The organism is Pseudomonas sp. MPB26 (assembly GCF_046605355.1).
Taxonomy (GTDB): Bacteria; Pseudomonadota; Gammaproteobacteria; order Pseudomonadales; family Pseudomonadaceae; genus Aquipseudomonas; species Aquipseudomonas cedrina.
This window is the reverse complement of record NZ_CP176793.1, coordinates 4,636,248-4,648,831: the sequence shown is the minus strand read 5'-3', so window position 1 is coordinate 4,648,831 and position 12,584 is coordinate 4,636,248. Positions and strand designations below refer to the sequence as shown.

Here is a 12,584-nt window from a genome sequence, read left to right as displayed (position 1 = left end):
AACGCGGTACAAAAGGTGGGAGCTGGCTTGCCTGCGAAGACGGTGGGTCAGCACCTGATGAGCTGACTGATCCACCGCTATCGCAGGCAAGCCAGCTCCCACATTGACCGTGTTCCAACTTTAGAGCTTGTAAGCCATACACGCATAAAAAATGCCCCGTATCGATTGATACGAGGCATTTCCGTGTCGCCCTAAAGCGATGTCACGCGATCGCTTCGCTACGCTTGCCCAGCATGCGATCAACCACCACCGCCACGACCAGGGTCATCACCGACGGCACCAACCACGCCAGCCCTTGCTCGCTCAACGGCAAATTCGCCAACTGCGATGGCATCCAGCCCGCCAACCCCGCGCCCTTGAGCGCGTCGATGCAACCAAAGATGAACGCCACCAACATCACCGGCCCCACAATGCGGCCCTGCTCATGCCAGAAGTCTTTGCAGAAGCTCAGCGCCACCAGCACGATGCAGGGCGGGTAGATCGCGGTCAGTACCGGGATCGAGAACGCAATCAATTTGGTCAGGCCCAGGTTCGACACGAACAGCGAGAACAACGCCAGGATCACCACCAGGGTCTTGTAGGACAGCGGCAGGACTCGGCTGAAATACTCGGCGCAGGCGCAGGTCAGGCCCACGGCGGTGACCAGGCAGGCCAGGGAGATCAGCACGGCCAGGAAGCCGCTGCCCAGGGAGCCGAAGGTATGTTGCACATAGGCGTGCAATACCGCGGCGCCATTGGCGGCACCGGCGGCGACTTCATGGCTGCCCGAGCCCAGGCGGAACAGGCTGATGTACACCAGGGCCAGGCCCACGCCGGCGATCAGGCCGGCAATGATGGCGTAGCGGGTGATCAGCTTCGGCGACTCGACACCACGGGAACGAATGGCGTTGACGATCACGATGCCGAACACCAGGGCGCCCAGGGTATCCATGGTCAGGTAGCCATTGATGAAGCCCTGGGAAAACGGCGCAGCCACGTATTGCGGGGTGGCGACCCCCACGTCGCCGACCGGCAAGGCAAACGCGGCGATGCCGAGGATGGCCAGGGCGATGATCTTCAGCGGCGCAAGGAAGCGACCAACCGTGTCCAGCAGTCGACCCGGGTACAGGGAAACAAAAAACACCACCAGGAAGTACACCGAGCTGTAGAGAAACAGCGCCAGCGGGCTCTCGCCAGTCAGCGGCGCCAGGCCCACTTCAAAAGATACGGTTGCGGTACGCGGGGTGGCGAACAGCGGCCCTACCGCCAGGTACGCCGCCGCTGCCAGCAGGCCACCGGCGATCTTGCCGATCGGGCTGCTCAACGCGTCCATGCCGCCGCCGACCTTGGCCAGGGCAATCACAGTGACCACCGGCAAACCCACCGCAGTGATCAGGAAGCCCAGCGCCGCCATCCAGACGTGCGGCCCGGACTGCAAACCAACGATAGGCGGAAAGATGATGTTGCCAGCGCCCACGAACAGGGCAAACGTCATGAAGCCAAGCGCCAGGATATCCTGGCTTTTCAACACTTTCATTTGAGGAAATACCACACTACTGAATCGGAATTTAGAGGGGGATTCCCTGTGGATGAGGGAAATACTGCCGGCCCTTATGGGAGCCGACGGGTCCAGCGCGCGGCTTCCTTTTGGGAGGCGGACGCATAAAGAGGCGGCTAGGTTACCGAATCAGGCTGACAAACGCACTGTTGCGGGGCGGACTGTCCGATAAGCGACACTTTCATGTCGCGTTTTCATACTTAATTTGGCACTACTGACCTCCGTGGGAGCTGGCTTGCCTGCGAATGCATCGGCACGGTTTTCCTGATACACCGAGGCGTCTGCATCGCAGGCAAGCCAGCTCCCACAGGAGACCGAGTTCAGTTCAAAAAATGTAAGTATCCAGAACGCACAAAGGCCACCCGAAGGTGGCCTTTGTGTGGATGAAGCGTCAGCTAAGCGCGAGGCTTACTTGACAGCCCAGCCAGTCAGCTCGGACAAAGCCTTGCCGATGTCTGCCAGCGAACGCACGGTTTTAACGCCTGCGTCTTCCAGGGCAGCAAACTTCTCGTCTGCAGTACCCTTGCCACCGGAGATGATTGCGCCCGCATGGCCCATGCGCTTGCCCGCAGGGGCAGTCACACCAGCGATGTAGGAAACAACCGGCTTGGTCACGTGTGCCTTGATGTAGGCAGCCGCTTCTTCTTCAGCCGAACCGCCGATCTCACCGATCATCACGATCGCTTCGGTCTTCGGGTCTTCCTGGAACAGCTTCAGGATGTCGATGAAGTTGGAGCCCGGGATCGGGTCACCGCCGATGCCGACGCAAGTCGACTGACCGAAACCGGCGTCAGTGGTCTGCTTCACAGCTTCGTAGGTCAGGGTGCCGGAACGGGAAACGATACCGACTTTGCCTGGCAAGTGAATGTGACCTGGCATGATGCCGATCTTGCATTCGCCTGGGGTGATCACGCCTGGGCAGTTAGGGCCGATCAGGACTACGCCCAGCTCGTCGCACTTCACTTTAGCGTCCAGCATGTCCAGGGTAGGAATGCCTTCGGTGATGCAGACGATCAGCTTGATGCCGCCGAATGCCGCTTCCAGGATGGAGTCCTTGCAGAAAGGTGCAGGAACGTAGATCACGCTGGCGGTGGCGCCAGTTTTTTCTACAGCATCTTTCACGGTGTTGAACACGGGCAGGCCCAGGTGCTCGGTGCCGCCTTTACCAGGCGTAACGCCACCCACCATTTTGGTGCCGTATTCGATGGCTTGCTGGGTGTGGAAACTACCTTGCGAACCGGTAATACCCTGGCAGATAACTTTGGTGTCTTTATTGATCAGGACGCTCATTATTTGCCCTCCGCAGCTTTGACAACTTGTTGAGCAGCGTCGGTCAGGCTGGTAGCCGCGATGATGTTCAAACCGCTTTCTGCCAGTACTTTAGCGCCCAGTTCAGCGTTGTTGCCTTCAAGGCGAACAACAACCGGGATTTTAACGCCGACTTCTTTCACTGCACCGATGATGCCTTCGGCAATCATGTCGCAACGAACGATGCCGCCGAAGATGTTGACCAGTACTGCCGCTACGTTGGAGTCGGACAGGATGATCTTGAACGCTTCGGTAACGCGTTCCTTGGTAGCACCGCCGCCCACGTCGAGGAAGTTGGCTGGCTTGCCGCCATGCAGGTTGACGATGTCCATGGTACCCATGGCCAGGCCGGCACCGTTGACCATGCAACCGATGTTGCCTTCCAGGGCCACGTAGTTCAGTTCGAACTTGGCGGCGTGCGCTTCGCGCGGATCGTCTTGCGACGGATCGTGGAAAGTCTTCAGCTTAGGCTGACGGTACATGGCGTTGGCGTCGATGTTGATCTTGGCGTCCAGGCAGTGCAGATCGCCGTCAGCCTTGATCACCAGCGGGTTCACTTCCAGCAGGGCCAGATCGTGATCCTGGAACAGTTTGGCCAGACCGACGAAGATCTTGGCAAACTGGGCAACTTGCTTGCCTTCCAGGCCCAGCTGGAAAGCCAGCTCGCGACCCTGGAATGGCTGAGCGCCAACCAATGGATCGATAGTGGCCTTCAGAATTTTTTCTGGGGTTTCTTCGGCGATCTTTTCAATGTCCACGCCACCTTCGGTGGAAGCCATGAACACGATGCGACGGCTCGAACGGTCAACGACAGCGCCCAGGTACAGCTCTTTAGCGATATCAGTGCACGATTCAACCAGGATCTTGGTGACTGGCTGGCCATTGGCATCAGTCTGGTAAGTCACCAGACGCTTGCCCAGCCACTGCTGTGCGAAGGCCTTGGCGTCTTCTTTGCTGCGAACCAGCTTGACGCCGCCCGCTTTACCGCGACCACCGGCGTGGACCTGGGCTTTGACGACCCACTCGGTGCCGCCGATCTTGTCGCAGGCTTCTGCTGCTGCTTCCGGGGTGTCTACTGCGTAGCCCTTGGAAACTGGCAGGCCGTATTCAGCGAACAGCTGCTTACCCTGATACTCGTGAAGATTCATGCTTTTTACCGTCTTCGTTAGGTACTGCGCATTCGGCGCTGCGCTCATTATGAGTGCCGCGCCACCTGTGACTGCTGCTTGCGCAACTTGCGGGGCTTATGGCCCGTAAAGCTGCGCAAGGCTGCGTCCAGCGGATATTCCGCGGTGAGTCTTGCGCGCAAGGCTCACGACGGGCAACTCCGCCGTGGTTTCTTATTATCTCGCTTAGCGCTTCTTGCGGTTGGCGATGTGGATGGCGCCGCCATTCACGGCCAACGCTGCTTCGTGCAACGCTTCGGACAGGGTCGGATGGGAGAAGACCATCATGCCCAAGTCCTCGGCACTGGTGCCGAATTCCATACCGATCGCGCCTTGCTGTACCAGTTCCGCAGCGCTTGGACCAATCACGTGGACGCCCAATACGCGGTCAGTCTTGGCATCAGCGATGACTTTGACAAAACCACCGGTGTCGTTGGCTGCCATGGCACGGCCAGAAGCGGCAAACGGGAAGGTGCCGACGTTAACTTCAACGCCTTCAGCTTTCAACTGCTGTTCGTTCTTGCCGACCCATGCAATTTCCGGGTGGGTATAGATGACCGATGGGATCAGGTCGTAGTTCATCTGGGTTTTGTGGCCCTTGATGCGCTCGACAACCATGATGCCTTCTTCGGACGCCTTGTGCGCCAGCATCATGCCGCGAACCACGTCGCCGATGGCGTACACGCCCGGTACGGTGGTAGCGCATTGATCATCAACGTGGATGAAACCACGCTCGTCGATGTTCACGCCACTGTCAGCGGCCAGCAGGTCGGTGGTCACCGGACGGCGACCCACGGCTACGATCAGCTTGTCGAACGTGATGGTCTGCTCGCCGTCTTTGTCGGTGTAGGTCACGACCACTTCTTCGCCGTTGACCTTGGAACCGGTAACGCGGGCACCCAGCTTGATGTCCAGACCTTGTTTGGTCAGGGTCTTGTAGGCTTCCTTGGACACTGCGGTGTCGGCAGCCAGCAGGAACGTGTCCAGGGCTTCCAGCACGGTGACTTCGGAACCCAGGCGGGACCATACCGAACCCAGTTCCAGGCCGATCACGCCGGCGCCGATCACGCCCAGACGCTTAGGCACTGCCTGGAATTCCAGGGCGCCGGTCGAATCGACGATCACGTTCTGATCAACCGGAGCAGGCGGAATGTCGATTGGGCGCGAGCCTGGGGCCAGGATCACGTTTTCGGCTTCGATGACTTCTACCGAACCGTCCGGCTTGGTGATTTCAACTTTCTTGCCGGCCAGCAGCTTGCCGTGGCCTTGCAGGGAAGTGACGCCGTTGGCCTTGAACAAGGTCGCAACGCCGGAGGTCAGGCCTTTGACAATATTAGCCTTACGGCCAACCATCGCAGGTACGTCCATGGTCACGCCGGCATGGTTGATGCCGTGAATCGCGAAACCGTCCTGGGCTTCGTGGAATTTCCAGGAGCTGTCCAGCAGCGCCTTGGAAGGAATGCAGCCAACGTTCAGGCAAGTACCGCCCAGCGCCAGTTTGCCTTCCTTGTCGGTGTATTTTTCGATGCAAGCAGTCGAGAGGCCCAGTTGTGCGGCCTTGATAGCGGCAACGTAGCCGCCAGGGCCTGCACCAATCACTACAACGTCAAATTTCTGTGTCATGAAAATAGATCCTCTATTCAGCGACAAGCTTCAAGCGTCAAGCTGCGAGCCAAGCTGATTTTCCTTACAGCTTGCAGCTCGCAGCATGAAGCTGCTTTATCAGATGTCCAGCAGCAGACGAGCCGGGTCTTCCAGCAGATTCTTGATGGTCACCAGGAAAGTCACGGCTTCTTTACCGTCGATCAGGCGGTGATCGTAAGACAGCGCCAGGTACATCATCGGGCGGATCACGACTTGGCCGTTAATGGCCATCGGACGCTGGATGATGTTGTGCATGCCCAGGATTGCGGCTTGTGGCGGGTTGACGATCGGGGTCGACATCATCGACCCGAAGGTACCACCGTTGGTGATGGTGAAGGTACCACCGGTCATCTCATCGATGGTCAGTTTGCCGTCACGGGCTTTCTTGCCGAAGCCGGCGATGCCGCCTTCGATTTCAGCCAGGCTCATCAGTTCGGCATTACGCAGTACCGGAACCACCAGGCCACGGTCGCTGGACACGGCAACGCCGATATCAGCGTAGCCATGGTAAACGATGTCGGTGCCATCGATGGAAGCGTTGACGGCCGGGTAGCGCTTCAGCGCTTCGGTAGCCGCCTTCACGAAGAAGGACATGAAGCCCAGGCGCACGCCGTTGTGGGACTTCTCGAACAGGTCCTTGTACTTCGAGCGCAGGGCCATGACTTCGGTCATGTCGACTTCGTTGAAGGTGGTCAGCATCGCCATGTTCGACTGTGCTTCAACCAGACGCTTGGCCACGGTGGCACGTACGCGGGTCATCGGCACGCGCTTCTCGGTGCGGTCGCCGGCAGCGAACACAGGCGCCGCGGCAGCCGGTGCAGCGGCCTTGACAGGCGCGGCGGCCGGGGCGTTTTTCTTGGCTTCAACAGCGGCAACCACGTCTTCCTTGGTCACGCGACCATCTTTGCCGGTGCCTTTGATGGACGCCAGGTTGATGCCGTTCTCGTCAGCCAGTTGGCGAGCAGCCGGTGCAGCGATCGGGTCTTCGCCACCCGCGGCCGGAGCGGCGGCTGGAGCCGAAGCGGCAGCCGGTGCGGCGGCGGCAGGCGCAGCGGCAGCAGCGCTGCCCTCTTCGATCGAGCCCAGGACCTGGTTCGACAGAACGGTCGCGCCCTCTTCGGCAACGATTGCGCCCAGCACGCCGTCAGCTTCGGCCAATACTTCCAGCACGACCTTGTCGGTCTCGATGTCGACGATCAGGTCGTCACGCTTGACGGCCTCGCCTGGTTTCTTGTGCCAGGTGGCAACGGTGCCATCGGCAACCGATTCCGGGAATGACGGGGCTTTGATTTCGATAGCCATTATCTGTGGGTCCTTAAAATTCGGTTTCAGTCAGCGCGAAGGCGTTAAACAGTGAAGGCATCTTGCAGCAGTTTTTCCTGCTGTTCGGCGTGCATCGACGCATAACCACAGGCAGGTGCAGCAGAAGCATCACGACCGGCGTACTCCAGGCCCAGGGCCTTGTTATGGTTGCCGATGCTGCGACGCAAATGATGCTGGCTGCTGTACCAGGCGCCCTGGTTCATCGGTTCTTCCTGGCACCACACCACATTGGTGAGATTGGTGTAAGGCGCGATGGCCTCCATCAGGTCGTCTTCCGGGAACGGGTAAAGCTGCTCGATGCGCACGATGGCGATGTCTTCGCGGCCTTCGGCACGGCGTTTTTCCAGCAAGTCGTAGTAGACCTTGCCGCTGCACAGGACCAGGCGAGTCACCTTGGCCGCTTCCAGCGTGTCGATTTCCGGAATAACGGTCTGGAACGAACCATCCGCCAGATCTTCCAGGGTCGAGACCGCCAGTTTATGCCGCAGCAGCGACTTCGGTGTCAGCACGACCAGCGGCTTGCGCAGCGGGCGGATCACCTGGCGACGCAGCAAGTGGTAGATCTGCGCCGGGGTCGTCGGCACGCACACCTGGATGTTGTGCTCGGCGCACAGCTGCAGGTAACGCTCCAGACGGGCCGAGGAGTGCTCGGGGCCCTGACCTTCATAACCGTGTGGCAGCAGCATGGTCAGACCGCACAGGCGGCCCCACTTGTGCTCGCCGCTGGTGATGAACTGGTCGATCACCACTTGGGCGCCGTTGGCGAAGTCGCCGAACTGGGCTTCCCAGATCACCAGCGCCTGAGGCGTGGTGGTCGAGTAGCCATATTCGAACGCCAGTACAGCTTCTTCGGACAGGAACGAATCGTACAGGTCGAAACGCGGCTGGCCTGCGTACAGGTTCTGCAACGGGATGTAGGTGCCGGCGTCTTTCTGGTTGTGCAGCACGGCATGGCGGTGCGAGAACGTACCGCGGCCGATGTCCTGGCCGGTCATGCGGATCGGGTGACCTTCGAACGCCAGGGTCGCGTACGCCATGGTTTCGGCGTAACCCCAGTTGATCGGCAGGCCGCCGGCTTGCATCTTCTGACGATCTTCGTAGATCTTCGAGACCTGGCGCTGAACCACGAAGCCTTCCGGAATTTCCAGCAGCTTGGCGGACAGCTCCTGCAAGGTCTTCAGGTCGAAGGTCGTATCGTGACGCGCAGTCCAGGCGTGGCCCAGGTACGGACGCCAGTCGACGAACAGCTCTTTGTTCGGCTCTTTAACCAGGCTTTTCACGACGTGCAGACCATTGTCCAGCGCGTTGCGGTATTCATCGATCTTCGCCTGAACACGCGCCTCATCAACGATACCGGCCTTGGTCAGGCTTTCGGCATACAGCTCACGGGTGGTGCGCTGCTTGGCGATCTGCTGGTACATCAACGGCTGGGTGCCGCTTGGTTCGTCGGCTTCGTTGTGACCGCGGCGGCGGTAGCAGACCAGGTCGATGACCACGTCACGCTTGAACTGCATGCGGTAGTCGATAGCCAGTTGGGTCACGAACAGCACGGCTTCCGGATCATCGCCATTTACATGGAGGATCGGCGCCTGGATCATCTTGGCAACGTCAGTGGCGTACTCGGTGGAACGCGCGTCCAGCGGGTTGCTGATGGTGAAGCCAACCTGGTTGTTGATGACGATGTGAACGGTACCGCCGGTCTTGAAGCCGCGGGTCTGCGACATCTGGAAGGTTTCCAGGACCACGCCTTGACCAGCGAATGCCGCGTCACCGTGGATGGAAATCGGCAGGACCTTTTCACCGGTGGTGTCATTGCGACGATCCTGGCGAGCACGGACCGAACCCTCGACCACTGGAGAAACGATTTCCAGGTGGGATGGGTTGAAGGCCATGGCCAAGTGAACTTCACCGCCGGTGGTCATCACGTTGGACGAGAAACCCTGGTGGTATTTAACGTCACCGGAGCCCAGCTCGACCTTCTTCTTGCCTTCGAACTCGTCGAACAGATCACGCGGGTTCTTGCCGAAGGTGTTGACCAGCACGTTCAGGCGACCCCGGTGGGCCATGCCGATCACGACTTCCTTGGTGCCGTAGGAACCGGAACGCTGGATCATTTCGTCGAGCATCGGGATCAGGCTTTCGCCGCCTTCCAGGCCAAAACGCTTGGTGCCCGGGTATTTGGTACCCAGGTATTTTTCCAGGCCTTCGGCCGCGGTGACGCGCTCGAGCAGGTGGCTGCGGACGTCGGCGGACAGCACCGGACGACCACGCACGCCTTCCAGGCGATGCTGGAACCACTGGCGCTGCTCGGAATCGGTGATGTGTGTGAACTCAGCGCCGATGGTGCGGCAATATGTCTGCTGCAACGCTTCGTGAATTTCGCGTAGGCTCGCTTCCTCTTTGCCGATGAACAGGTCGCCGGCACGGAAGGTCGTATCAAGATCGGCATTGGTCAAGCCGTAATGATTGATCGACAGGTCAGCCGGTGCAGGACGCTGCCAGAGCCCCAGCGGGTCAAGCTGGGCCGCCTGGTGGCCACGCATCCGGTAGGCCTGGATCAGTCGCAGTACTTCAACTTGCTTCTTCTCGTGCTCACTGCTCACGCTGCCGGCGGAAACCGGTTGGGCGCGGCGCTGGTTCTTTGCCAGCAGCACAAACTGATCGCGAATCGTTGCGTGCGATACATCGGTGGCAGCGTTGCCGTCTGAAGACAACGTCTGAAATTTGGTGCGCCATTCTTCTGGCACAGCGTTAGGGTCGTGCAGGTAGAGCTCATAAAGCTCTTCCACATAGGCAGCGTTACCACCTGAAAGATAGCCGCTGTTCCACATGCGCTGCATCACGCTTTCTTGCATGCTTGGTCACCCTCGATTTGGGGACACCACCGGCGAAAACACCGAGTTTGCTTGCAAAAGGCCAAGTGCAGCGACCAAAACAAGCCACTTAGGATCACGCTGATAGTTCGGGTACCAACCCGAATGCCCCTGCTTGTCTCATTTCTTCAAAATAAGAGCCGCGGCTTTGTAAGTCGCTGCTCAAGTTAAAACTACGGCGCCGGTTGAAGCCTGCGCCGCAGCATTTACGGGCACAACGGTCCTGCCTTTACTACAACGCCGGTTACACGCCGCTCTGCAGCAGCATGTTACGGATGTGACCAATGGCCTTAGTCGGGTTCAGGCCTTTGGGACATACGTTGACGCAGTTCATGATCCCGCGGCAGCGGAAGACGCTGAACGGGTCATCCAGCGAAGCCAGACGCTCGGATGTCTTGGTGTCACGGCTGTCTGCCAGGAAGCGGTACGCTTGCAGCAGGGCAGCCGGGCCCAGGAACTTGTCCGGGTTCCACCAGAAGGACGGGCAGGACGTCGAGCAGCAAGCGCACAGGATGCACTCGTACAGGCCGTCGAGCTTCTCGCGCTCTTCCGGGGATTGCAGACGCTCGATAGCCGGAGCCGGCGTGTCGTTCTGCAGGAACGGCTTAACCTTCTCGTATTGCTTGTAGAAGATGCTCATATCGACGACCAGGTCACGGATAACCGGCAAACCTGGCAGAGGACGAACGATCAGCTTGTTACCCTTGACCACGGCGGACAGCGGCGTGATGCACGCCAGGCCGTTTTTGCCGTTGATGTTCATGCCGTCGGAACCGCACACACCTTCACGGCAAGAGCGACGATAGGAGAAACCTTCGTCCTGCTCTTTGATCAGTGCCAATACATCCAGCACCATCAGGTCTTTACCACCGGTATCGACCTGGAACTCCTGCATGAACGGCGCAGCGTCCTGATCAGGGTTGTAGCGATAAACACTGACTTTCAACATGGCAGCCACCCTTAGTAAGTCCGAATCTTCGGTTCAAACGTCGGCACCGTCTTCGGCGAGAAGTTCACGGCACGCTTGGTCACGCGCTTGTCACCCGGGAAGTACAGGGTGTGGCACAACCAGTTCTCGTCGTCGCGGTCTTCGAAGTCTTCGCGGGCGTGTGCACCACGGGATTCCTTGCGAACCTCGGCGGCGATCGCCGTTGCTTCAGCCACTTCCAGCAGGTTTTGCAGCTCAAGGGCTTCGATACGAGCGGTGTTGAACGCCTGGCTCTTATCGTTGATCTTGACGTTGGCGATGCGCGTGCGCAGATCGGCCAGCTGGGCGATACCCTTTTGCATGTATTCGCCGGTACGGAACACACCGAAGTAGTTCTGCATGCAGCTTTGCAGCTCGCGACGCAGGGTTGCCACGTCTTCGCCATCCGTGCGCTCGTTCAGAGCATTCAGACGCGCCAGGGCGGTTTCGATGTTCGCGTCGGTGGCGTCATCGTATTCGATGCCGTCGGTCAGCGCTTTTTCCAGGTGCAGGCCGGCGGCGCGGCCGAATACCACCAGGTCGAGCAGCGAGTTGCCGCCCAGGCGGTTGGCGCCATGTACGGATACGCAGGCCACTTCGCCTACGGCGAACAGACCATGGATGATTTCGTCCACGCCTTCGGCGTTCTGGGTGATCGCCTGGCCATGAATGTTGGTCGGCACGCCGCCCATCATATAGTGGCAAGTCGGAACAACCGGCACCGGAGCAACCACCGGGTCAACGTGTGCGAAGGTCTTGGACAGTTCACAGATGCCAGGCAGACGGCTGTGCAGCACCTCTTCACCGAGGTGATCGAGTTTCAGCAGTACGTGGTCGCCATTCGGGCCGCAACCGTTGCCGGCGATGATTTCCTTAACCATCGAGCGAGCAACAACGTCACGACCAGCAAGGTCTTTCGCGTTCGGAGCATAACGCTCCATGAAACGCTCGCCGTGCTTGTTGATCAGGTAACCACCTTCACCACGGCAACCTTCTGTAACCAGTACACCGGCGCCGGCAATGCCGGTCGGGTGGAACTGCCACATTTCGATGTCTTGCACCGGCACGCCGGCACGCAGCGCCATGCCAACGCCGTCGCCGGTGTTGATCAGGGCGTTGGTGGTCGACGCGTAGATACGGCCTGCACCGCCCGTCGCCAGCACGGTAGCCTTGGCGCGGATATAGGTGGTTTCACCGGTTTCGATGCAGATGGCAATCACACCGACGAACTCGCCCTTGCCGTTCTTCACCAGATCGACAGCGTAGTACTCGTTCAGGAACGTGGTGCCGGCTTTCAGGTTGCCCTGGTAAAGCGTGTGCAGCAGTGCGTGGCCGGTACGGTCGGATGCGGCGCAGGTACGGGCAGCCTGACCGCCTTTACCGTAATCCTTCGACTGACCGCCGAATGGACGCTGGTAGATACGGCCTTGCTCGGTACGGGAGAACGGCAGACCCATGTGGTCCAGCTCGAACACCGCGGCCGGGCCTTCCTGACACATGTATTCGATAGCGTCCTGGTCACCGATATAGTCGGAACCCTTGACGGTATCGTACATGTGCCAGCGCCAGTCATCGTTCGGGTCGGCAGAGGCGATGGCGCAGGTGATGCCACCCTGGGCCGATACGGTATGGGAACGGGTCGGGAATACCTTGGTGATCACGGCAGTCTTGTGACCGCCCTGGGCCAGCTGCAGCGCAGCGCGCATGCCGGCCCCGCCGCCACCAATGATGATGGCGTCGAATGAAATAGTTGGAATGTTAGCCAT

At 59.5% G+C, this 12,584-nt stretch carries 8 protein-coding genes; all 8 read right to left on the bottom strand.

Annotated features, from left to right (window positions below; translation table 11 throughout):
* Positions 1–202: 202 nt before the first annotated feature.
* On the bottom strand, positions 203–1,516 hold the full coding sequence (gene brnQ, locus ACLH0H_RS21520) for a branched-chain amino acid transport system II carrier protein (protein ID WP_411379540.1): 1,314 nt from the start codon (positions 1,514–1,516) through the stop codon (positions 203–205).
* Positions 1,517–1,945: 429 nt separating this feature from the next.
* Entirely contained in the window at positions 1,946–2,827 is an 882-nt protein-coding gene (sucD, locus tag ACLH0H_RS21515) for a succinate--CoA ligase subunit alpha (protein WP_057722677.1), read from the bottom strand.
* Positions 2,827–3,993: an ADP-forming succinate--CoA ligase subunit beta gene (sucC, locus tag ACLH0H_RS21510; RefSeq protein ID WP_003210567.1), complete on the bottom strand. Its 1,167-nt coding sequence runs from the start codon at positions 3,991–3,993 to the stop codon at positions 2,827–2,829. Before sucC ends, sucD begins: the two co-directional genes overlap by 1 nt.
* Before the next feature lie 204 nt (positions 3,994–4,197).
* The gene (gene lpdA, locus ACLH0H_RS21505) at positions 4,198–5,634 is read right to left on the bottom strand and encodes a dihydrolipoyl dehydrogenase (protein WP_186692878.1); all 1,437 of its coding nucleotides are present in this window, start codon (positions 5,632–5,634) and stop codon (positions 4,198–4,200) included.
* Positions 5,635–5,733: 99 nt separating this feature from the next.
* Positions 5,734–6,957: a 2-oxoglutarate dehydrogenase complex dihydrolipoyllysine-residue succinyltransferase gene (odhB, locus tag ACLH0H_RS21500; RefSeq protein ID WP_411379539.1), complete on the bottom strand. Its 1,224-nt coding sequence runs from the start codon at positions 6,955–6,957 to the stop codon at positions 5,734–5,736.
* 44 nt (positions 6,958–7,001) lie between these two features.
* On the bottom strand, positions 7,002–9,833 hold the full coding sequence (locus ACLH0H_RS21495) for a 2-oxoglutarate dehydrogenase E1 component (RefSeq protein WP_411379538.1): 2,832 nt from the start codon (positions 9,831–9,833) through the stop codon (positions 7,002–7,004).
* Between the two features lie 262 nt (positions 9,834–10,095).
* Positions 10,096–10,800, bottom strand: a complete 705-nt coding sequence (locus tag ACLH0H_RS21490; RefSeq protein WP_003172807.1) for a succinate dehydrogenase iron-sulfur subunit — start codon at positions 10,798–10,800, stop codon at positions 10,096–10,098.
* A gap of 11 nt (positions 10,801–10,811) precedes the next feature.
* Entirely contained in the window at positions 10,812–12,584 is a 1,773-nt protein-coding gene (gene sdhA, locus ACLH0H_RS21485; RefSeq protein ID WP_076950480.1) for a succinate dehydrogenase flavoprotein subunit, read from the bottom strand.